The sequence below is a fragment of the Streptomyces sp. NPDC001663 genome, assembly GCF_042893105.1.
Taxonomy (GTDB): domain Bacteria; phylum Actinomycetota; class Actinomycetes; order Streptomycetales; family Streptomycetaceae; genus Streptomyces.
The window spans coordinates 116,614-138,272 of the sequence record NZ_JBIAUR010000012.1 but is presented as its reverse complement, the minus strand read 5'-3'; the positions used below and the strand labels follow the sequence as shown (position 1 = coordinate 138,272).

Genomic DNA, 21,659 nt, shown 5'->3' with positions numbered 1-21,659 from the left:
CGGACTGTGGGCACAATTGGTTTCGGCGTCGGACGGCGCGCACGGATGTCGGTCGGCGCGCAATGAATGGGGAGGCAGGAACGACGGTGGCAGAACGGAGCACGGCTGCCGTCGACGTGGCAGACAACAGCGGCGACGAGCCGCTGACCGCACAGGCGGACCAGTCCACGGCCGACGGGGTGGCCCAGAACCGGGAGCGGGACACGGAGATCGACGAGGCACAGGGGAGTGGCGGGACCGAGGGTCCCGGGAAGGCCTCACCACCCGAGCTGCACAGCGGCCACAAGCTGGCCAGACGGTACCGGCTCGAGGAGTGCGTCACCCGTCTGGACGGATTCAGCAGCTGGCGTGCGGTGGACGAGAAACTCCGGCGTGCCGTCGGCGTCCACATCCTGCCAGCGGACCATTCGAGGGCACGTTCCGTCCTGGCGGCGGCCCGTTCCTCGGCGCTGCTGGGTGATCCCCGCTTCGTCCAGGTTCTCGACGCGGTCGAGGAGAACGACCTCGTCTACGTCGTCCACGAGTGGCTGCCCGACGCCGTCGAGCTGACCACGCTGCTCGCCTCCGGTCCGCTGGAGCCGCACGACGCCTACCAGATGGTCAGTCAGATCGGCTCCGCGATGGCTGCCGCGCACCGCGAGGGACTCGCCCATCTGCGGCTGAACCCCAACGCTGTGCTGCGAACTTCCAGCGGTCAGTGGCGCATCCGCGGTCTCGCCGTCAACGCCGCGCTGCGCGGCATCAGTTCCGACACCCCGCAGCGCACCGACACGGAAGCCGTCGGCGCGCTCCTGTACGCGGGGCTCACCCAGCGCTGGCCGTATGAGAGCGACGCGTACGGCCTGTCCGGTCTTCCCAAGGACGTCGGCCTCATCGCGCCCGACCAGGTGCGTGCCGGGGTCCACAGGGGCCTGTCCGAGCTCTCCATGCGTGCCCTCGCCAACGACGGAGCCACCGCGTCCCGTCACGAGTCCCCGTGCACGACGCCGGAGGAGCTGGTGAAGGCAGTCGGCGAGATGCCCCGCATCCGCCCGCCGGAGCCCACGTTCACCGCGCCGCCGGAGTACCAGCGCACGACGTACCAGCAGGGCACCTACGGCCGCCCCGCACCGCACCCCGGCGCCACGCAGCCCGTGCCGGCCCCTCCGGCACCACTGCAGAGCCGCACCGGAAAGGCCCTGAAGTGGGCCGTCTCGGCTCTCCTGATCGCCGCGCTGGGCCTGGGCAGTTGGCAGCTCGCCGACGCCCTGATGGACAGCGGCAACAAGTCGGACGACACGAACAAGACGCAGACGACCGACGGGAACGACAAGAACGGCGGCAACACGAAGCCAGTCAAGTCGATCAAGATCGAGAACGCGCAGGAGTACGCCGTCGAGGGCTCTCTTCAGGCCCCCGGGGACGTCGAGAACACGTACGACGGCAACAGCTCGACCTACTGGCGGACCAAGAGCTACAACGCCGGCCCCAAGCTCGCGCCGTACAAGCCGGGCGTGGGCATCGTCTACGAGCTCGGCTCGGCCCAGACGATCTCGACGGCGACCATAGGGCTCCGGTACGGGGGCGACCACACGACGGTCCACGTGTACGCCACCGACTCGCTGTCCCCCTCGACTTCGGTCGACGGGATGGAGGAGATCGGAACCGCGACCACGAGCGGCACCTCTCTCACGGTGAAGGCCTCGAAGAAGCTCAAGGCCCAATACCTCTTGCTGTGGATCACGGACGTGCCGAAGGCGCCCGGGGATTCCTACAGCAGCGCCGGCTACAAGCAGGCCGTCACCGACGTGAAGTTCACCGGCTGACCACGCACCGCATCCCAGGGGAGGGGGTCCGATGGCAGATGAGACCGCATACGGCGACGCAAGCGATCAGGACCTCCTGGCCCGCCATGTAGAGGGCGACCCCGACGCCTTCGGCGAGCTCGTACGGCGTCATCGCGACCGTCTCTGGGCGGTGGCCCTGCGGACGCTGGGCGACCGCGAGGAGGCCGCTGACGCCGTTCAGGACGCCCTCGTGTCTGCCTACCGGGCCGCCCACACCTTCCGCGGCCAGTCGGCCGTCACGACATGGCTGCACCGGATCACTGTGAACGCCTGTCTCGACCGCGCACGGAAGGCGGCCTCGCGGAAGACCTCCCCGGTCGACGACACAGAGCGGCTGGAGCAGCTGCTGGAGCCGCACGAGGAGGCATCGGCTCCCGCTGAGCGCAACGATCTGCACCGGCAGCTGCTGGAGGCCCTGGGCACGCTTCCCCCCGACCAGCGCGCCGCGCTCGTCCTGGTGGACATGCAGGGATACCCGGTCGCCGAAGCCGCCCGCGTGCTCGACGTCCCGACCGGCACAGTGAAGAGCCGCTGCGCTCGCGGCAGAGCCAGACTCCTGCCCCTCCTCACTCATCTGCGGCCGGAAAACGCTGGCGGCAGCAAAGAAGGAGGCGAGGGGCGGAACCGGACTCAGGGGACATCCGTCCCACCGGCAGCGGGACCGCCGACTGCCGGTCCACGCGATACCGGGCCAAGCGATTCAGCTGCTGTGAAGGGCGGAGGTGGGCGAGCGTGACATCCACGACGGACATGACCGGACACCCGGACGTCGCCGAGATCTCCGACCTCACCGAGGGACTGCTCCCGCCGTCCCGTACCGCGGATGTACGTCAGCACCTGGACGAGTGTGAACTCTGCACCGACGTGTACGCCTCGTTGGAGGAAATCCGAGGGCTGCTGGGCACGCTTCCGGGTCCGCTCCGCATGCCCGACGACGTCGCCGGACGCATCGACGCCGCCCTTGCCGCCGAGGCCCTCCTGAACGCCACGGCGCCTGAAGCCGAGGACGCCTCGTTGCTCGTGAGCACATCCCGCCCGTCGACCGAGGCGGACGACAGTGCTCATGTTTCACGTGAAACATCGGTCGCTGCCGACCGGCCTTCCGGACGCGCGCGCTCTTCGACCACCGGGCCGGGCCGCAAGGACCGCAAACGAGCCGGGCGTCGAAGGATCGCCGTGCTCGGCAGCGTCTTCGCCGTCGCTGCCCTCGGGCTCGGTTCCGTGCTGATCGCGACGCTCGACGACGGCAAGCCCTCCAGCAATGAGGCCGGCGGTCAGCAGACCGCCACTTTCTCCGGGCAGAAGCTCGACAAGCAGGTCTCCGACCTCCTCTCCACGCGCCAGGAGTCGGGGCGCGGCTCCGTCGCACCTCACAACAGTGTCGGCGTGGAGGGAAACAACGGCATCGTGTCGCCCAAGATCGACCGCATGCTCTCGGTTCCTCCCTGCATCCAGAACGGCATCGGACGCACCGACGAGGCACTGGCGATGAAGAAGGGCACCTACGAGGGAACCCGCGCCATGCTCGTGGTCCTCTCCGACAGGTCCGACAGCACCAAGGTGGACGCGTACATCGTGGACTCGTCCTGCGTGAACCACTCGTCGATCAACAAGGCGAAGGTTCTGCTGACGGAGACCTACGCCAAGCCGTAGAGCCCGACGCTTGATGCCCCTCCTGCGTGGTATCCCGTACGGTGTCGCGTCCTCGTGTGCCCGGACACAGAGCCCCGTGTGCCCGGACACAGCGGGAATGCGCGCCCCTTAGGATCCGTTGGGTGGGGTGAGAGTTCTGAGAGGGGCTCCCACCGGTCCGACGATGCAGTCCAGAGACGAGGAAACAAGCCGTGAGCGACGTCCGTAACGTGATCATCATCGGCTCCGGGCCCGCCGGCTACACGGCGGCGCTCTACACCGCGCGCGCGTCGCTGAAGCCGCTGGTGTTCGAGGGCGCCGTCACCGCCGGTGGCGCCCTGATGAACACCACCGACGTGGAGAACTTCCCTGGCTTCCGGGACGGCATCATGGGCCCCGAGCTCATGGACAACATGCGCGCCCAGGCCGAGCGCTTCGGCGCCGAACTCGTCCCGGACGACGTCGTCTCCGTCGACCTGACCGGTGACATCAAGACCGTCACGGACACCGCCGGCACCGTGCACAAGGCGAAGGCCGTCATCGTCACTACCGGCTCCCAGCACCGCAAGCTCGGCCTGCCGAACGAGGACGCGCTCTCCGGGCGCGGTGTCTCCTGGTGCGCCACCTGTGACGGCTTCTTCTTCAAGGACCAGGACATCGCCGTGATCGGCGGCGGTGACACCGCGATGGAGGAGGCCACCTTCCTCTCCCGCTTCGCCAAGTCCGTGACGATCGTCCACCGCCGGGACACCCTGCGCGCCTCCAAGGCGATGCAGGAGCGCGCGTTCGCCGACCCGAAGATCAAGTTCGTCTGGGACAGCGAGGTCGCCGAGATCCAGGGCGACCCCAAGCTCTCGGGTCTGAAGCTGCGCAACCTCAAGACCGGCGAACTCTCGGACCTGGCGGTCACCGGCCTGTTCATCGCAATCGGCCACGACCCTCGCACCGAACTCTTCAAGGGCCAGCTCGACCTCGACGAGGAGGGCTACCTCAAGGTCGCCGCTCCCTCGACCCGCACCAACCTCACCGGTGTCTTCGCCGCCGGTGACGTGGTCGACCACACCTACCGGCAGGCGATCACCGCGGCCGGCACCGGCTGCTCCGCCGCCCTCGACGCCGAGCGCTTCCTCTCCGCCCTTGCGGACGAGGAGCAGGCCGAGCCCGAGAAGACCTCTGTCTGACCCCCATCCGCCCCACGCACCAACCAGTTAAGGAGCCCGCCGTGGCCGGCACCCTGAAGAATGTGACCGACGACTCCTTCGAGCAGGACGTCCTCAAGAGCGACAAGCCCGTACTGGTGGACTTCTGGGCCGCCTGGTGCGGTCCGTGCCGCCAGATCGCGCCGTCCCTCGAGGCGATCGCCGCCGAGTACGGCGACAAGATCGAGGTCGTCAAGCTCAACATCGACGAGAACCCGGGTACGGCCGCCAAGTACGGCGTCATGTCCATCCCGACGCTGAACGTCTACCAGGGCGGAGAGGTCGCCAAGACCATCGTCGGCGCCAAGCCGAAGGCCGCGATCGTCCGCGACCTCGAGGACTTCATCGCCGAGTGACGTTTCACGTGAAACACGAATGGGCCAACCCCCGCGGGTTGGCCCATTTGCTTTAGAGCGGCCGCAGCGCCGGTTCCTTCTGTACGGCCCCCAGCAAGCGGTCGAGCGCCATCTCCACGTCTTCCTTCCAGGAGAGCGTCGTGCGCAGCTCCAGTCTCAGACGCGGGTATGTCGGGTGCGGGCGGACCGTCTTGAAGCCCACGGCCGTCAGATGGTCGGCCGGCAGGACGCAGGCGGGTTCCTTCCAGCGCGCGTCCCCGAAAGCCTCGATGGCCTTGAAGCCTCGTCGCAGCAGATCCTTGGCAACCGTCTGGACCATGACCCGCCCCAGTCCCTGCCCCTGATACCCCGGCATGATGAACGCGGTCATCAGCTGCACCGCGTCCGGCGAGACGGGGCTCGTCGGGAAAGCCGTGGAACGGGGTACGTAGGCCGGAGGGGCATAGAGGACGAAGCCCACCGGTGCATCGTCGACGTAGACGACCCGGCCGCAGGATCCCCAGTCCAGCAGGACGGCCGAGATCCACGCCTCCTTCTCCAGGGCGGGTGTGCCCGCCTTTACCGCGGCCTCACCGCTGACTGGGTCCAACTCCCAGAAGACGCACGCGCGACAGCGCTTGGGAAGGTCCTGAACGTTGTCCAGCGTGAGCGGTACGAGCCGACGCCCCATGAAGGCTGTTCCTCGCTTCCTTCGCCCGCAGCATCGCGGGCGGCTGTCAGAGCGCTCCGTTCCCTCAGCAGGCTGCCGACGAAGCCGCCGACCGCGCCCAGCCCCAGGCCCGCGCTCACCAGTCCGCTGCGGCTCATCGTTCGCATGGCCCCTGTCTCCCTCTCAGAGGTACTGCCAGGTGGATGCGCTCTACCCGAACGCATCGTATCCACGAAGCGATTGCATCGATACCGCCTGAAAGCAAAGAGGGGGCCGTGTTCCGGTACACACCGGACACGGCCCGCTCTTTCGGCCGAGCGAGGACATCCGCCCTTCCGCTCACAGGCGCTTCAGTCCTCGGTCTCCTCGGATGCGCCCTCAAGAAGACTCGTCTGCAAGACTGGTCCCTCGCCGGGGGCGAGGGTGCTGAGGATCCGCTCGAGGTCCTCCATGGAGGCGAACTCGACGGTGATCTTGCCCTTCTTCTGCCCCAGGTCGACCTTCACTCGCGTCTCGAAACGGTCCGAGAGCCGTCCCGCGAGGTCGGACAGCGCCGGGGAGACCCGGGTGCCGGCCCGCGGTCCCTTGGAGCGCTGGGCCGTCTGAGGCCGCGAGCCCATGAGGGTCACGATCTCCTCGACGGCACGGACTGAGAGCCCTTCGGCCACGATCCGATGGGCCAGGCGGTCCTGCTCCTCCGAGTCCTCAACGGAGAGCAGCGCCCGTGCGTGCCCGGCGGAGAGAACCCCGGCGGCCACGCGGCGCTGGACCGCCGGCGAGAGCTTCAGCAGACGCAGGGTGTTGGAGACCTGCGGCCGGGAGCGGCCGATGCGGTCGGCCAGCTGGTCGTGCGTGCAGTTGAAGTCCTTCAGGAGCTGGTCGTAGGCGGCGGCCTCTTCCAGCGGGTTCAGCTGCGCCCGGTGCAGGTTCTCCAGGAGAGCGTCCAGGAGGAGCTTCTCGTCCTCCGTGGCCCGCACGATCGCCGGGATCGCCTCCAGCCCTGCCTCACGGCAGGCCCGCCAGCGCCGCTCGCCCATGATGAGCTCGTACCGGGCGGGGCCCAACTGGCGTACGACAACCGGCTGGAGGAGACCGACCTCCTTGATGGAGGTGACGAGTTCCTGCAGTGCGTCCTCGTCGAAGACCTCACGCGGCTGTCGTGGGTTCGGCGAGATGGAGTCGAGGGGGAGTTCCGCGAAGTGGGCACCGATGGGAGCCGCGGGCGTCTCCACGGCGCCGTTCAGCGACGGTTCCTCGGTTTCATGTGAAACAGGCGGCAGCGTGGCCACCTTCGCCGCGGCCACTCCGCGGTCGGAAGTCAGCACCGGCACGGTGCTCGGGGACGCGGAACCTGCGCCTCCCACCGCCGCCGGGGCCGGCGTCTTCTCCGTCGGGGCAGCGGGGATCAGTGCGCCGAGTCCACGGCCCAAACCCCTCCGTCGCTCGCTCACTGAATCCCCTCCACCATGCTCGGGTTGCTCTGGGCGCCGATATGGGCCTGCGTCGGGTCGTAGCTGACGCCGACACCCTTCAGCGCGATTTCTCGTGCCGCCTCAAGATAGGACAGGGCGCCGCTCGATCCGGGATCGTAGGTCAGCACGGTCTGGCCGTAGCTCGGTGCCTCGGAGATACGGACCGAGCGGGGGATGCTCGTCCGCAGCACCTCGTCACCGAAGTGGGTGCGCACCTCTTCCGCGACCTGGGACGCCAGGCGCGTCCGGCCGTCGTACATGGTGAGCAGGATCGTCGATACATGCAGGGCGGGGTTGAGGTGCCCCCGCACCAGATCGACGTTGCGCAGCAGCTGACCCAGACCCTCGAGCGCGTAGTACTCGCACTGGATCGGGATGAGGACCTCGGCGCCGGCGACCAGCGCGTTGACCGTCAGCAGACCGAGCGAGGGCGGGCAGTCGATGAGGATGTAGTCCAGGGGGTGCTCGTAGGCCTGGATCGCCCGCTGCAGTCGGCTCTCACGTGCCACCAGGGACACCAGCTCGATCTCCGCACCGGCGAGATCGATCGTGGCGGGCGCACAGAAGAGCCCCTCGACATCCGGGACGGGCTGGACGACTTCGGCCAGCGGCTTGCTGTCGATCAGCACGTCGTAGATGGATGGCACTTCGGCGTGATGGTCGATCCCCAGGGCCGTGGACGCGTTGCCCTGCGGGTCGAGGTCGATCACGAGGACTCGGCCCCCGTGCACAGCCAGCGATGCGGCGAGGTTGACCGTAGTCGTCGTTTTGCCCACGCCACCCTTCTGGTTGGCGACCACGATGACGCGGGTCTGCTCGGGCCGTGGCAGGCCCTCGCCGGCGCGGCTCAGAGCCTCCACCGCCAGTTGGGCAGCACGACCGATCGGAGTGTCGTCCATCGGGGGCGGTGTTTCACGTGAAACATCCTCCCCCATCGACTCGGTACGGGGACCGGGGACCGGATCGGTCATCGGTCCCGCGATGTTGGCGTCGGACCGCAAGGATTCACTCTCCTCGACTTCAGGCTCGCAATGAACAGAGCCTCCCATGCCTTCGGGGTCGTGAACCAGTGAGGCCTGTTGTTCTGTGGAGAAATCCACCTCTGTGGACAACTCCGTGCCCCCCGCGGGGGACTGAATGGCGTCGGATGCGGGTGCCTCTCCAAGTGAACCGAGAGGCTTGCGGTCGCGGGGTTCGGCCGCGCGGCCGCGGCTGATGATGCCGTGCAGCAGTGAGCGACGTTTCACGTGAAACACGATGCACAGCAGCCGTGGCCGAACTGTCGCGACACTCCGGCGTGCGTAGGTTTGGCAGCTTGTGTGGAGTACGTCTCGTCGTCAGGGCGGATCAGCGGCGGCGACGCGCTCGCCCTGTACGAGCAGCCTTGGCCTTCTTGGCCGCGAAGCGCACACCCCCGGGGCTCTCCCCGACCTCGACCCGCACGACCGTGGACAGAGGATCCACCACGCCTGCGCCGACATGCAGGATGGACGTCTCCACGGCACCAAGCTTGCTCAGCGCCGTCGCCGCGGCCTTGAGCTCCTCCTCAGCCGTATCGCCCTTGAGCGCCAGCATCTCCCCGTACGGCCGCAGCAGCGGAATCCCCCACGCGGCAAGTCGGTCCAGCGGCGCCACGGCCCGTGCCGTCACCACATGGACCGGCGGCACCTTGCCCATGACCTCCTCAGCACGGCCACGGACGACCGTCACATGGTCCAGGCCCAGCAGCTCGACGACCTCGGTGAGGAAGTTCGTACGCCGCAGCAGGGGCTCCAGCAGCGTGATCTTCAGGTCCTCGCGAACGAGCGCCAGGGGAATGCCCGGCAGGCCGGCGCCAGAGCCGACGTCGCACACCGTCACACCCTCGGGCACGACCTCCGAGAGGACCGCACAGTTCAGCAGGTGCCGCTCCCACAGGCGGGGCACCTCACGCGGGCCGATCAGACCGCGCTGCACACCCGCCTCGGCGAGCAGCTCCGCGTAGCGGACCGCGTCCGCGAAGCGATCGCCGAACACCTCGCGCGCCTGCTCGGGCGCAGGGGGAAGCTCCGCTGCCTCCGTCACGGGGGACCGTCCTTCCGTACCGCATCAGCGCACCGGGCGCCGACCACCAGAACTATCAGGCTGACAAAGACCGGCCCCGTCTGCGCTACAGACGGGGCCGGAGGAACGTATGAACCGAATCAGGCGGGAAGCACGACGACGAAGCGCTGCGGCTCCTCGCCCTCGGACTCGCTGCGCAGACCCGCGGCCTTGACCGCGTCGTGCACGACCTTGCGCTCGAACGGCGTCATCGGGTTCATCTTCACGGGCTCGCCCGTGCTCTTGACCTCGGCGGCGGCCTTCGCACCCAGCTCGGAGAGCTCGGCGCGCTTCTTGGCGCGGTAGCCCGCGATGTCCAGCATCAGCCGGCTACGGTCCCCGGTCTCCCGGTGCACGGCCAGGCGCGTGAGCTCCTGGAGTGCCTCCAGCACCTCACCGTCACGGCCGACCAGCTTCTGCAGGTCGCGGCTGCCCGCGTCGCTGATGATCGAGACAGCGGCGCGGTCGGCCTCGACGTCCATGTCGATGTCGCCGTCGAGATCAGCGATGTCCAGCAGACCCTCGAGGTAGTCCGCCGCGATCTCGCCCTCCTGCTCCAGGCGGGTCAGGGTGTCTGCACCCTCGGCAGCGGCGGAGGTGGTGCCTTCCGTCACGGGATGGGCTCCTTCTTACTTCTTGGACGGGGACTTGGGGCGCTGCTGGCCCTTGCGCTGCCCGGACTGGGCCTTGCTGCGGCCGCCACTGCCGGACTGCTGAGCGGGCTTCTTGGCGGCTGAGGCAGGCTTGGCGTCCTCGGGCTCATCAGACTTGCTCAGCGACGTGGACGAACCGGAGTCCGACGCGGACGATCCGGTGTCCGCCGGCTTCGCACCACCGGACTGACGCTGAGCCTTGCTCTGACGCTTGGGCTGCTGGCGCTTGGGGGCGGCACTGCCGGTCGTCGGCGTACCGTCCTCGGTCTCGGCAGCGACGGCGCTGTCGCTCTTCACCACGGTGCCGTCGGTCTGGGCCGCGAGGCCCGCCTTGGTCAGACCGTTGATGAACTTGCGCTCGAACTCGTTGCGGTCGCGTCCCTTGGCGACGATCGCCTTGATGATGGTGCGCTCGCTGCGCTTGCGGGCCTTGCCGTGGTTCGTGACGTGCTTGGTCAGCCGCTCCAGGTAGGCGGCCTGGGCCTTGGAACCCGGGGTCGGGTTGTTGTGGATGACGTACATCTGCTGGCCCATGGTCCACACGTTGGTGGTCAGCCAGTAGACGAGGACACCGACCGGGAAGTTGATGCCGAAGACGGCGAACATGACCGGGAAGACGTACATCAGCATCTTCTGCTGCTGCATGAACGGCGTCTTCACCGTGGTGTCGACGTTCTTCGTCATCAGCTGGCGCTGCGTGTAGAACTGCGACGCCGACATCAGGACGATCATGATCGCGGTGACGACCCGTACGTCCGTGAGGGAAGCGCCGAGCGACTCCACCTTCGCCGAGCTGTCGGTGAACTTCGCCGCCAGCGGGGCACCGAAGATGTGCGCCTTACGGGCACTGGCGAGCAGCGAGTCGTTGATGACGCCGATCGTCGAGCCCGTCGCGATGCCGTTGAGCACGTGGTACAGGGCGAAGAAGAACGGGGACTGCGCCAGGATGGGAAGGCACGAGGAGAGCGGGTTGGTGCCCGTCTCCTTGTACAGCTTCATCATCTCTTCGGACTGACGCTGCTTGTCGTTCTTGTAGCGCTCCTGGATCTTCTTCATCTCGGGCTGGAGCGTCTGCATGGCCCGGGTCGACTTGATCTGCTTCACGAAGAGCGGGATCAGGCAGATACGGATCAGAATCACCAGGGACACGATGGACAAGCCCCAGGCCCAGCCCGTGTCGGGACCGAAGATCTTCCCGTACATCGAGTGGAACTGGACGATGACCCACGAGACGGGTGTCGTGATGAAGCTGAAGAGGCTGGCAATCGTGTCCACTAATCATGCTCCTTGGGCATGGGACGAGGTCTCTGCGGCCGGGCTCGAAGGAGGATTCTCTTCGGTGCTCGAAACAGGATTCTCTTCGGGGGCCGGTTCGGCGGCGGAGGACCCGCCCCTGCGTGCACGCCACGCGTCACGCAGCATTTCGTGCCACCGCGGGCGCTTGCGCGGCGGGACATGGTCCACACCGCCCAGCGACCACGGATTGCACCGCAGGATGCGCCAGGCGGTGAGCGCCGTGCCCTTGATCGCACCGTGCCGGTCGATGGCCGTGTAGCCGTAGTGGGAACACGACGGGTAGTACTTGCACACCGGCCCGAGCAGCGGACTGATCGTCCACTGGTACAGCTTGATCAGAGCCAGCAGCGGGTACTTCATCGCGCGCCCCCTCCCAGCAGCCGCTCGATGGCGGCATCCAGGTCTCGGGCCAGTTGTGCATGGTCGGCGTCACCCGCACCGGGCAGCGCTCGTACGACTACCAGGCTACCGGGGGGCAACAGAGCTACTCGGTCGCGCATCAGATGACGCAGTCTGCGCTTCACCTTGTTGCGTACGACCGCTCCGCCCACGGCTTTGCTCACGACGAAACCCGCACGCGTCGGGGGAGCGCTCTCCCCAGGCGCGTGCGGGTCCGTGGCACCGCTACGAAGATGGACGACGAGAGACGGGCGTCCGGCCCGGCGCCCTCGTCGTACCGCGGTCGCGAAGTCCTCGCGCCGCCTCAGCCGGTTCTCGGTGGGCAGCACGACGGCATGACCTGACCGGAATCAGGCGGACAGGCTGGCGCGACCCTTGGCACGACGGTTCGCGAGAATCGCGCGACCGGCACGGGTACGCATCCGCAGGCGGAAGCCGTGGGTCTTCGCGCGACGACGGTTGTTCGGCTGGAAGGTGCGCTTGCTCACTCGGGGGCTCCAGAAATCAAATCGGTGGTGGCGGGTGCCGTACTGGCTGTCACCGTGCGCCCACGAGTAGCTCGCAGTTACGCCCGAGTGCACCGCTTCCCGATCACCTGACGTGATCTGTGCCCATCGGAGGCAGGCGGCAGCAGCCATCGACAACTCGACCTGGTTACGGTACGCGGGGCTACGCCATCCGGTCAAACCAACGGTCACCGAGAGACACTATCCACAGGCTGGGGACAACAACTTGAACCGCACCGGTCGCCCTGACTACCGTGGCTGAACTCCGATTCGTTCCCTTGACCCCTTGTTCTTGGCTCCACCCCACTTGAATCCCAACCCGTCCCACAACCACACGTTCGTGGGACCCGTGAGAGAGCGTGCCCTGTGGCTGACGTACCTGCCGATCTTGCCGCAGTGTGGCCACGAGTACTCGAGCAGCTCCTCGGCGAGGGCCGTGGGCAGGGCGTGGAGACGAAGGACGAGCACTGGATCCGCCGCTGCCAGCCGCTCGCGCTGGTCGCGGACACCGCACTGCTCGCCGTACCGAACGAATTCGCGAAAGGCGTGCTCGAAGGCCGCCTCGCCCCCATCGTCAGCGAGACCCTGAGCCGCGAGTGCGGCCGCCCGATCCGCATCGCGATCACCGTCGACGACTCCGCGGGCGAACCCCCCGCGCCGCCGGCCCCGCCGTCCCGCCCCCAGCCGCGCTACGAGGAGCCCGAACTCCCCTCCGGCCAGTACGACAACAACCAGTACGACGGCTACGGCCGCCACCGCGCCGACGACCACCGGCCGAGCCGCCCCGAGCACCTCCCCGGCGCCCCGGGCGACCAGTTGCCGCCGCCCCGCGCGGATCAGCTCCCCACCGCCCGCCCCGCCTATCCCTCGGAATACCAGCGCCCCGAGCCCGGCGCCTGGCCGCGCTCTTCGCAGGACGAGTACAGCTGGCAGCAGCCTCGCCTCGGCTTCCCGGAGCGCGACCCCTACGCCTCGCCGCCGCAGGACTCGTACCCGCCCTCGCCCCAGGACTCGTACGCCCCGCCGTCCCAGGACTACCGTCCGCAGTCGGTGGAGCGCCCGTCGTACGACGCACCGCGTCCCGACTACGACCAGCCTCGCCCGGACTACGACCAGCAGCGCAACGAGTACGAGCAGTCCCGCTCCGACTACGACCAGCGCGACGCCCGCCGGGAGCGGCCCGAGCCGCCGTCCGGCTCCGGGCACGTCCACCGCGGCGGCCCGGTCGGCTCCTCGCTGCCCGCCCCCAGCGGCGCCCCCGGCCCACTGGCCGCCAAACCCGCGCCGGCGACCGGCCCCGGCGAGCCCACCGCACGCCTCAACCCGAAGTACCTCTTCGACACCTTCGTCATCGGCGCCTCCAACCGCTTCGCGCACGCGGCCGCGGTCGCCGTCGCCGAGGCACCGGCGAAGGCGTACAACCCCCTGTTCATCTACGGGGAGTCGGGGCTCGGCAAGACGCACCTGCTGCACGCGATCGGGCACTACGCGCGCAGCCTCTACCCGGGAACGCGCGTGCGCTATGTGAGCTCGGAGGAGTTCACCAACGAGTTCATCAACTCCATCCGCGACGGCAAGGGCGACAGCTTCCGCAAGCGCTACCGCGAGATGGACATCCTGCTCGTCGACGACATCCAGTTCCTGGCGGACAAGGAGTCGACGCAGGAGGAGTTCTTCCACACCTTCAACACGCTCCACAACGCCAACAAGCAGATCGTGCTCTCCAGCGACCGGCCGCCCAAGCAGCTGGTGACGCTGGAGGACCGCCTGCGGAACCGTTTCGAGTGGGGTCTGATCACCGACGTCCAGCCGCCCGAGCTGGAGACGCGCATCGCGATCCTCCGCAAGAAGGCGGTCCAGGAGCAGCTCAACGCCCCGCCGGAAGTACTGGAGTTCATCGCCTCCCGCATCTCGCGCAACATCCGTGAGCTGGAGGGCGCGCTGATCCGGGTGACGGCGTTCGCGTCGCTCAACCGGCAGCCGGTGGACCTGGGCCTGACGGAGATCGTCCTCAAGGACCTGATCCCAGGAGGCGAGGACTCGGCTCCCGAGATCACCTCCACGGCCATCATGAGCGCGACGGCGGACTACTTCGGGCTGACCGTCGAGGACCTGTGCGGCACCTCCCGCGGCCGCGCGCTGGTGACCGCCCGCCAGATCGCCATGTACCTGTGCCGCGAACTGACGGACCTCTCTCTGCCGAAGATCGGCGCGCTCTTCGGCGGCCGCGACCACACCACGGTCATGCACGCCGACCGCAAGATCCGCAATCTGATGGCCGAGCGGCGCTCCATCTACAACCAGGTGACCGAGCTGACGAACCGCATCAAGAACGGCTGACAGCCACAGACGTACGTCGTCGAGGGCGCCCCGGGACTCCTTCCCGGGGCGCCCTTCTTCGTGCCGGGGATGCTCGCTGTTCGATTAACTGCCGCGTTACGGCCACTCTCCACAGATTCCAAGACTTTCTGCCGTCCACATCCTGGGGACTGCGAAGTTGTCCAGATCGCGATCCACAGGTTGCCTGTTGAGAGACCATAAGCGCAGCTCAAGTGGCTGTGGATTGGTGGATGAAGGATCTCCACAGACTGTGGACAGCCGAATGATCCACAAGCTGTGCACGAAGTTGTCCACCGGCAACCCACAGGCTGAGCCTGATTGTCCCCAGCGATCACCACCTTCTCCACATCGCTGTCCACTGTTCGGCAACGCGACGCGCCTGATCACCGTGTCGAGTGAAAGGCGTCACACGAAGCTGCCAGGTTGGGCTGTGGGAAACGTGGGTAAAGCTGGGGACGCCGCTGGGGAGAAGTCACCTCAGGCTGTGCACGGGGTGTGCAGAACTTTCCGTTCTCCACAGAGCCACCGAGTTGTCCACCGCCATCGCCCACAGGGCACGTGGACAAAATTTCCGGCCTGACCTGCGCAAACGGGGTTATCCACGGTTTCCACAGCCCCTACTACTACTTCCAACTAGAGAGAGCGAGAAGTTCGTTTCGAAGGGGGTCCTGTGCACAACTCGCTGTCCGGCTCCCGGCTGCCCCTCGTCACGACTTGACCCCGAGAGGCACCTACTGTCAGTGCGGTGCGTCAGACTGTTCCCCGGTGTCCTTCCCTTCACAGCGGACGACGACACCGAGACAGACGACGAAGCCAGGCAGGGCGAGAAGCGCCGGCAACAGCAGGAGGCGGCAACAGTGAAGATCCGGGTGGAACGCGACGTACTCGCGGAGGCAGTGGCCTGGGCGGCGCGCAGCCTCCCGGCCCGTCCGCCGGCGCCTGTCCTCGCCGGCCTTCTGCTGAAGGCCGAGGACGGCGCTCTGAGCCTCTCCAGCTTCGACTACGAGGTCTCCGCGCGCGTGTCCGTCGAGGCGGAGGTCGAGGAGGAGGGCACCGTCCTCGTCTCCGGCCGACTGCTCGCCGACATCTCGCGGGCGCTCCCCAACCGCCCGGTGGAGATTTCCACAGACGGTGTACGGGCGACGGTGGTGTGCGGCTCCTCGCGGTTCACACTCCACACCCTGCCTGTGGAGGAGTACCCGGCTCTGCCGCAGATGCCGAACGCCACGGGCACGGTCCCCGGTGAGGTCTTCGCCTCCGCGGCCGCGCAGGTGGCCATCGCAGCCGGCCGTGACGACACGCTCCCCGTCCTCACCGGTGTGCGTATCGAGATCGAGGGCGACACCGTCACGCTGGCTTCGACCGACCGCTACCGCTTTGCGGTCCGTGAGTTCCTGTGGAAGCCGGAGAACCCGGACGCGTCCGCGGTCGCCCTGGTGCCCGCGAAGACGCTCCTGGACACCGCCAAGGCTCTGACAAGCGGCGACAGCGTGATCCTGGCGCTGTCCGGCTCGGGCGCGGGCGAGGGTCTCATCGGCTTCGAGGGTGCGGGTCGCCGGACGACAACGCGTCTGCTCGAGGGTGACCTCCCGAAGTACCGCACGCTGTTCCCGACGGAGTTCAACTCGGTCGCGGTGATCGAGACCGCTCCCTTCGTGGAGGCCGTCAAGCGTGTTGCCCTGGTCGCCGAGCGGAACACCCCGGTGCGCCTGAGCTTCGAGCAGGGCGTGCTGATCCTGGAGGCCGGTTCCAGCGACGATGCACAGGCTGTGGAGAGGGTGGACGCGCAGCTGGAGGGCGACGACATCTCGATCGCCTTCAACCCGACGTTCCTGCTGGACGGCCTGAGCGCCATCGACTCCCCGGTGGCCCAGCTGTCGTTCACGACGTCCACGAAGCCCGCGCTGCTAAGCGGCAAGCCGGCGCTGGACGCGGAGGCGGACGAGGCCTACAAGTACCTGATCATGCCGGTGCGCCTGAGCGGCTGAGCATCCCACCCGGTTGTCCACAGGGCGTGGACAACCGGGTGTCCCTTTGGGGAGAAGGTGCAGGTCGGGGCGTACGTATGAGCGGGTATGCCCACAGGTGTGCGCGAGCGTCCGGGTTTAGGCTCGGACGCAGGTACGAAAGTGCCCCACACGCCACACAGCAACCTAAGGAACAACTGATGGAGCTCGGTCTCGTCGGCCTCGGCAAGATGGGCGGCAACATGCGCGAGCGGATACGCCGCGCAGGCCACACCGTCGTCGGATACGACCGCAACCCGGATCTCGCGGATGTCCACAGCCTCGAAGAGCTTGTGGGCAAGCTCAACGGTCCGCGCGTGGTCTGGGTGATGGTGCCGGCCGGTGCCCCCACCCAGTCGACGATCGACGAGCTGGCCGAGCTGCTCGAGCCGGGTGATGTCGTCGTGGACGGCGGCAACTCCCGCTGGACGGACGACGAGAGGCACGCCGAGGAGCTGGCGGCCAAGGGCATCGGTTTCGTCGACTGCGGTGTCTCCGGCGGCGTCTGGGGCCTGGAGAACGGCTATGCACTGATGTACGGCGGCGACGCGGAGAACGTTGCCAAGGCGCAGCCGGTCTTCGACGCCCTGAGGCCCGAGGGGAAGTTCGGCGCGGTGCACGCCGGCAAGGTCGGTGCCGGGCACTTCGCGAAGATGGTCCACAACGGCATCGAGTACGCGATGATGCAGGCCTACGCCGAGGGCTGGGAGCTGCTGGAGAAGGTCGACTCGGTCACGGACGTGCGCGAGGTCTTCCGTTCCTGGCAGGAGGGCACGGTCATCCGCTCCTGGCTGCTGGACCTCGCGGTGAACGCCCTCGACGAGGACGAGCACCTGGACAGGCTCAAGGGTTTTGCACAGGACTCCGGCGAGGGACGCTGGACTGTGGAGGCGGCCATCGACAACGCGGTGCCGCTACCCGCGATCACGGCCTCCCTCTTCGCGCGGTTCGCGTCGCGCCAGGAGGACTCGCCGCAGATGAAGATGATCGCTGCGCTGCGCAACCAGTTCGGCGGCCACGCCGTAGAGAAGAAGTAATCCACAGGGTCGTTCCGCGATCCACAGGTCTGGGGGAGGTCGGCGAACGACCATGCACGTCACGCATCTGTCGCTGGCCGACTTCCGCTCGTACGCCGGGGTCGAGGTTCCGCTCGACCCCGGCGTGACCGCCTTCGTGGGCCCCAACGGACAGGGCAAGACGAATCTCGTCGAGGCGGTCGGCTATCTCGCCACTCTCGGCAGTCACCGCGTCGCCTCCGATGCCCCCCTTGTCCGTATGGGCGCCGATCGCGCGGTGATCCGGGCGCAGGTCAGGCAGGGCGAGCGGCAGCAGCTGGTCGAGCTGGAGCTGAACCCCGGGAAGGCCAACCGCGCCCGCATCAACAGGTCCTCGCAGGTCAAACCACGTGATGTGCTCGGGATAGTGCGCACTGTGCTGTTTGCGCCCGAGGACCTCGCCCTGGTCAAGGGCGACCCGGGTGAGCGGCGTCGCTTCCTCGACGAGCTGATCACCGCCCGTTCCCCGCGGATGGCCGGCGTGCGCTCCGACTACGAGCGGGTCCTGAAGCAGCGCAACACACTTCTGAAGACGGCCGCGCTGGCCCGTCGCCACGGCGGCCGCTCCATGGATCTGTCCACACTCGACGTCTGGGACCAGCATCTCGCGCGCGCGGGCGCCGAGTTGCTCGCCCAGCGGCTCGATCTGATCGCCTCGATCCAGCCGCTCGCCGACAAGGCGTACGAGCAGCTGGCACCCGGCGGCGGCCCGGTCGCCCTGGAGTACAAGCCGTCCGCGCCCGGCGAGGCGCACACGCGCGAGGACCTCTACGAGCAGCTGATGGCGGCGCTTGCGGAGGCGCGCAAGCAGGAGATCGAGCGCGGCGTCACGCTCGTGGGCCCTCATCGGGACGATCTGCTTCTCAAACTCGGTCAGTTGCCCGCCAAGGGGTACGCCTCGCACGGCGAGTCCTGGTCGTACGCGCTGGCGCTGCGGCTGGCTTCCTACGACCTCCTGCGGGCCGAGGGCAATGAGCCGGTGCTGGTTCTCGACGACGTCTTCGCCGAGCTCGACACCCGGCGCCGTGAGCGTCTGGCGGAGTTGGTCGCGCCCGGTGAGCAGGTGCTGGTGACGGCCGCGGTCGACGACGACGTACCGCATGTGCTGACGGGTGTGCGGTATTCCGTGTCGGGCGGGACGGTGGAGCGGGCATGAGCACGGACGAGCCGAATCCCCAACAGCCGCCGCAAGCCCCCGAGAAGACCCCCGAGCCGTCCGGTGTCGACCTCGCGCGCGTGGCGCTCAGGGCGGCGAAGGAGCAGGCACGCGCGCGTGGGGACGCGGCGCAGCAGAAGAAGCAGGCGCGGCGTGGTGGCCTGCGCTCCGGCGCTCGCGCCGACGGGCGCGACCCCATGGCGCTCGGTGCTGCGATCAACCGGCTCATCACCGAACGCGGTTGGGAGACCCCGGCCGCGGTGGGCGGGGTGATGGGCCGCTGGCCGCAGATCGTCGGTGAGGACGTCGCCAAGCACTGCGAGCCGGAGAAGTACGACGAGGACGAGCGCGTGCTGGTGGTGCGCTGCGACTCCACGGCCTGGGCGACGAATCTGCGCCTGCTCGCGCCGACGCTCGTGGCCCGCCTGAATGAGGATCTCGGGCACGGCGCGGTGAAGATGATCAAGGTGAACGGCCCCGCTGGCCCCGCCCGTCGCTACGGTCCCCTGCGTGCTCCGGGCAGCACGGGCCCCGGCGACACGTATGGGTGACAGACCTCACACCGGCGGCCGGTCGAGGGTCCTCCCGTGCCGCCGGCGGCTGCTGAGTCGTACACAGGCACGCGGTTGCGAATCCCGACCTGACTCCCAAGTAGCCAAGGGTTGACAGCCGGAAGCGCTGAGTGCCTCTGTGAGCCTCTTGGAGCCCCGCTCCGCATATGGGGAGTCGGGAGAGACCGGTTGAGGGCGCCACATGCGGACTCAGGTACCGGCAAACCCCCATCACTGTCGGCGCTACCGGTAGACTGGAAGCTAATCCCGCCCCACTCGTGGGGACCGTCCGGGAAAAGCTGAGCAACGCTGAACAAGGCTTACCAACGCAACATGCCGCAGCCGCTCCGGCAACCCGCCGACGAGCCTGGCTCGTGCTGTGCCAGAAAGGGCGCTTCGTGGCCGATTCCGGCAACCCCAACGAGAACATCCCGTCCACCGACGCCGGCGAGAACGGCGCGGTGACCTCGTCGAACGGCGAGGTCACCGCCTCGTACGACGCCAGCGCCATCACCGTCCTCGAGGGCTTGGACGCGGTCCGCAAGCGCCCCGGCATGTACATCGGCTCGACCGGTGAGCGAGGGCTGCACCACCTTGTGCAGGAGGTCGTCGACAACTCGGTCGACGAGGCACTGGCCGGCCACGCGGACACCATCGACGTCACGATCCTCGCCGACGGCGGCGTGCGCGTCGTCGACAACGGCCGGGGCATCCCGGTCGGCATCGTGCCCTCCGAGGGCAAGCCGGCCGTCGAGGTCGTGCTGACGGTCCTGCACGCGGGTGGAAAGTTCGGCGGCGGCGGATACGCCGTCTCCGGCGGTCTGCACGGCGTGGGTGTCTCCGTCGTGAACGCCCTGTCGACCAAGGTCTCCGTCGAGATCAAGACCGACGGCCACCGCTGGACGCAGGACTACAAGTTGGGCGTGCCGACGGCCCCGCTTGCCAAGCACGAGGCCACGGACGAGCACGGCACCACGGTCACCTTCTGGGCCGACCCGGACATCTTCGAGACCACCGAGTACTCCTTCGAGACGCTCTCGCGGCGTTTTCAGGAGATGGCGTTCCTCAACAAGGGGCTGAGGATCAACCTCACCGACGAGCGTGAGTCGGCGAAGGCCACGGCTGGGGCCGACGAGGCGGGTGAGGACGAGAAGCACGAGGTCAAGAGCGTCTCGTACCACTACGAGGGCGGCATCGTCGATTTCGTGAAGTACCTCAACTCCCGCAAGGGAGAGGTGGTGCACCCCACCGTGATCGACCTCGAGGCCGAGGACAAGGACAAGAGCCTTTCCCTCGAGCTCGCCATGCAGTGGAACGGCGGTTACAGCGAGGGTGTGTACTCCTTCGCCAACATCATCCACACGCATGAGGGCGGTACGCACGAAGAGGGCTTCCGCGCGGCGCTGACCTCGCTGATCAACAAGTACGCGCGTGACAAGAAGCTGTTGCGCGAGAAGGACGACAACCTCACGGGTGACGACATCCGCGAGGGCCTGACCGCGATCATCTCGGTGAAGCTGAGTGAGCCGCAGTTCGAGGGCCAGACCAAGACCAAGCTGGGCAACACCGAGGTGAAGACCTTCGTGCAGAAGGTCGTCTACGAGCACCTCAACGACTGGCTGGACCGCAACCCGGTCGAGGCCGCGGACATCATCCGCAAGGGCATCCAGGCGGCCACCGCGCGCGTGGCGGCCCGCAAGGCGCGCGACCTGACGCGTCGTAAGGGCCTGCTGGAGTCGGCGTCGCTGCCGGGCAAGCTCTCCGACTGCCAGTCGAACGACCCGATCAAGTGCGAGATCTTCATCGTCGAGGGTGACTCCGCCGGCGGCTCGGCCAAGTCCGGCCGAAACCCGCAGTACCAGGCGATCCTCCCGATCCGAGGAAAGATCCTCAACGTCGAGAAGGCGCGGATCGACAAGATCCTGCAGAACCAGGAGATCCAGGCGCTGATCTCGGCCTTCGGCACGGGCGTGCACGAGGACTTCGACATCGAGAAGCTCCGCTATCACAAGATCATCCTGATGGCGGACGCCGACGTCGACGGCCAGCACATCAACACCCTGCTGCTGACCTTCCTGTTCCGCTTCATGCGGCCGCTGGTCGAGGCCGGGCACGTGTTCCTGTCGCGTCCCCCGCTCTACAAGATCAAGTGGGGCCGGGACGACGTCGAGTACGCGTACTCGGACCGCGAGCGGGACGCGCTGCTCGAGATGGGCCGCCAGCGCGGGAAGCGGGTGCGCGAGGACTCCATCCAGCGCTTCAAGGGTCTCGGCGAGATGAACGCCGAGGAACTGCGCATCACGACGATGGACCAGGAGCACCGGGTTCTCGGCCAGGTCACCCTGGACGACGCCGCGCAGGCCGACGACCTGTTCTCGGTCCTGATGGGCGAGGACGTCGAGGCGCGCCGCCAGTTCATCCAGCGCAACGCCAAGGACGTCCGGTTCCTCGACATCTGAGTCGGTCTCAGCTGACCGCACC

Annotated in this window: 20 protein-coding genes; 11 read left to right on the top strand and 9 right to left on the bottom strand. The window is 67.8% G+C overall.

Annotation, left to right across the window (positions count from 1 at the left end; translation table 11 throughout):
* The first annotated feature begins 86 nt into the window (after positions 1-86).
* The 5 genes from ACFY1L_RS34700 to trxA all read left to right on the top strand — a co-directional run bounded on the left by ACFY1L_RS34700 (position 87) and on the right by trxA (position 5,013).
* Positions 87-1,805, top strand: coding sequence for a serine/threonine protein kinase (locus ACFY1L_RS34700; protein WP_388833082.1), 1,719 nt, complete (start codon positions 87-89; stop codon positions 1,803-1,805).
* Between the two features lie 31 nt (positions 1,806-1,836).
* The gene (gene sigM / locus ACFY1L_RS34695; protein WP_388833079.1) at positions 1,837-2,562 is read left to right on the top strand and encodes an RNA polymerase sigma factor SigM; all 726 of its coding nucleotides are present in this window, start codon (positions 1,837-1,839) and stop codon (positions 2,560-2,562) included.
* Positions 2,559-3,479, top strand: a complete 921-nt coding sequence (locus tag ACFY1L_RS34690) for an anti-sigma factor family protein (RefSeq protein ID WP_388833076.1) — start codon at positions 2,559-2,561, stop codon at positions 3,477-3,479. The genes sigM and ACFY1L_RS34690 overlap by 4 nt, the downstream gene beginning before the upstream one ends.
* 191 nt (positions 3,480-3,670) lie before the next feature.
* Positions 3,671-4,639, top strand: coding sequence for a thioredoxin-disulfide reductase (gene trxB / locus ACFY1L_RS34685; protein ID WP_388833073.1), 969 nt, complete (start codon positions 3,671-3,673; stop codon positions 4,637-4,639).
* A gap of 41 nt (positions 4,640-4,680) precedes the next feature.
* Positions 4,681-5,013 carry a thioredoxin gene (gene trxA / locus ACFY1L_RS34680; protein ID WP_003991504.1) on the top strand — a complete coding sequence of 111 codons (333 nt, stop codon included), beginning with the start codon at positions 4,681-4,683 and terminating at the stop codon, positions 5,011-5,013.
* A gap of 52 nt (positions 5,014-5,065) precedes the next feature.
* Here trxA and ACFY1L_RS34675 read toward each other — a convergent pair whose 3' ends face one another.
* From ACFY1L_RS34675 to rpmH, 9 genes are all read right to left on the bottom strand, one after another.
* The gene (locus ACFY1L_RS34675) at positions 5,066-5,683 is read right to left on the bottom strand and encodes a GNAT family N-acetyltransferase (RefSeq protein ID WP_388833069.1); all 618 of its coding nucleotides are present in this window, start codon (positions 5,681-5,683) and stop codon (positions 5,066-5,068) included.
* A 329-nt stretch (positions 5,684-6,012) separates the two neighbouring features.
* On the bottom strand, positions 6,013-7,113 hold the full coding sequence (locus tag ACFY1L_RS34670; protein ID WP_388833067.1) for a ParB/RepB/Spo0J family partition protein: 1,101 nt from the start codon (positions 7,111-7,113) through the stop codon (positions 6,013-6,015).
* Positions 7,110-8,183, bottom strand: coding sequence for a ParA family protein (locus ACFY1L_RS34665; protein WP_361268410.1), 1,074 nt, complete (start codon positions 8,181-8,183; stop codon positions 7,110-7,112). The genes ACFY1L_RS34670 and ACFY1L_RS34665 overlap by 4 nt, the downstream gene beginning before the upstream one ends.
* A gap of 298 nt (positions 8,184-8,481) precedes the next feature.
* Positions 8,482-9,198 (bottom strand): 16S rRNA (guanine(527)-N(7))-methyltransferase RsmG, encoded by a 717-nt coding sequence (rsmG, locus tag ACFY1L_RS34660; protein ID WP_388833064.1) that lies wholly within the window; start codon positions 9,196-9,198, stop codon positions 8,482-8,484.
* Between the two features lie 119 nt (positions 9,199-9,317).
* Entirely contained in the window at positions 9,318-9,830 is a 513-nt protein-coding gene (locus ACFY1L_RS34655) for a protein jag (protein WP_388833061.1), read from the bottom strand.
* A gap of 15 nt (positions 9,831-9,845) precedes the next feature.
* A complete protein-coding gene (gene yidC / locus ACFY1L_RS34650) occupies positions 9,846-11,144 on the bottom strand; it encodes a membrane protein insertase YidC (protein WP_388833058.1) in 1,299 nt (432 codons plus the stop codon).
* A gap of 3 nt (positions 11,145-11,147) precedes the next feature.
* The gene (gene yidD / locus ACFY1L_RS34645; protein ID WP_361268001.1) at positions 11,148-11,525 is read right to left on the bottom strand and encodes a membrane protein insertion efficiency factor YidD; all 378 of its coding nucleotides are present in this window, start codon (positions 11,523-11,525) and stop codon (positions 11,148-11,150) included.
* On the bottom strand, positions 11,522-11,893 hold the full coding sequence (gene rnpA, locus ACFY1L_RS34640; protein ID WP_078912589.1) for a ribonuclease P protein component: 372 nt from the start codon (positions 11,891-11,893) through the stop codon (positions 11,522-11,524). The genes yidD and rnpA overlap by 4 nt, the downstream gene beginning before the upstream one ends.
* A 21-nt stretch (positions 11,894-11,914) precedes the next feature.
* Positions 11,915-12,052: a 50S ribosomal protein L34 gene (gene rpmH / locus ACFY1L_RS34635; protein ID WP_015659252.1), complete on the bottom strand. Its 138-nt coding sequence runs from the start codon at positions 12,050-12,052 to the stop codon at positions 11,915-11,917.
* Between the two features lie 384 nt (positions 12,053-12,436).
* Between rpmH and dnaA the strand changes: the two genes are divergently transcribed.
* The 6 genes from dnaA to gyrB all read left to right on the top strand — a co-directional run bounded on the left by dnaA (position 12,437) and on the right by gyrB (position 21,637).
* A complete protein-coding gene (dnaA, locus tag ACFY1L_RS34630) occupies positions 12,437-14,410 on the top strand; it encodes a chromosomal replication initiator protein DnaA (RefSeq protein ID WP_388833053.1) in 1,974 nt (657 codons plus the stop codon).
* A gap of 857 nt (positions 14,411-15,267) precedes the next feature.
* Entirely contained in the window at positions 15,268-16,398 is a 1,131-nt protein-coding gene (gene dnaN / locus ACFY1L_RS34625) for a DNA polymerase III subunit beta (protein WP_361268008.1), read from the top strand.
* A 179-nt stretch (positions 16,399-16,577) separates the two neighbouring features.
* A complete protein-coding gene (gnd, locus tag ACFY1L_RS34620; RefSeq protein WP_388833049.1) occupies positions 16,578-17,453 on the top strand; it encodes a phosphogluconate dehydrogenase (NAD(+)-dependent, decarboxylating) in 876 nt (291 codons plus the stop codon).
* A 52-nt stretch (positions 17,454-17,505) separates the two neighbouring features.
* Positions 17,506-18,627, top strand: a complete 1,122-nt coding sequence (recF, locus tag ACFY1L_RS34615) for a DNA replication/repair protein RecF (RefSeq protein ID WP_388833045.1) — start codon at positions 17,506-17,508, stop codon at positions 18,625-18,627.
* Positions 18,624-19,178 (top strand): DUF721 domain-containing protein, encoded by a 555-nt coding sequence (locus ACFY1L_RS34610; RefSeq protein ID WP_388833042.1) that lies wholly within the window; start codon positions 18,624-18,626, stop codon positions 19,176-19,178. The genes recF and ACFY1L_RS34610 overlap by 4 nt, the downstream gene beginning before the upstream one ends.
* 398 nt (positions 19,179-19,576) lie before the next feature.
* On the top strand, positions 19,577-21,637 hold the full coding sequence (gyrB, locus tag ACFY1L_RS34605) for a DNA topoisomerase (ATP-hydrolyzing) subunit B (protein ID WP_388833039.1): 2,061 nt from the start codon (positions 19,577-19,579) through the stop codon (positions 21,635-21,637).
* Positions 21,638-21,659: the final 22 nt, after the last annotated feature.

Coding starts and splice junctions, on each gene's coding strand:
- sigM (WP_388833079.1), top strand. CDS start 1,837: ATGGCAGATGAGACCGCATACGGCGACGCAAGCGATCAGGACCTCCTG.
- ACFY1L_RS34675 (WP_388833069.1), bottom strand. CDS start 5,683: ATGGGGCGTCGGCTCGTACCGCTCACGCTGGACAACGTTCAGGACCTT.
- ACFY1L_RS34665 (WP_361268410.1), bottom strand. CDS start 8,183: ATGGGAGGCTCTGTTCATTGCGAGCCTGAAGTCGAGGAGAGTGAATCC.
- yidD (WP_361268001.1), bottom strand. CDS start 11,525: ATGAAGTACCCGCTGCTGGCTCTGATCAAGCTGTACCAGTGGACGATC.
- gnd (WP_388833049.1), top strand. CDS start 16,578: ATGGAGCTCGGTCTCGTCGGCCTCGGCAAGATGGGCGGCAACATGCGC.
- recF (WP_388833045.1), top strand. CDS start 17,506: ATGCACGTCACGCATCTGTCGCTGGCCGACTTCCGCTCGTACGCCGGG.
- ACFY1L_RS34610 (WP_388833042.1), top strand. CDS start 18,624: ATGAGCACGGACGAGCCGAATCCCCAACAGCCGCCGCAAGCCCCCGAG.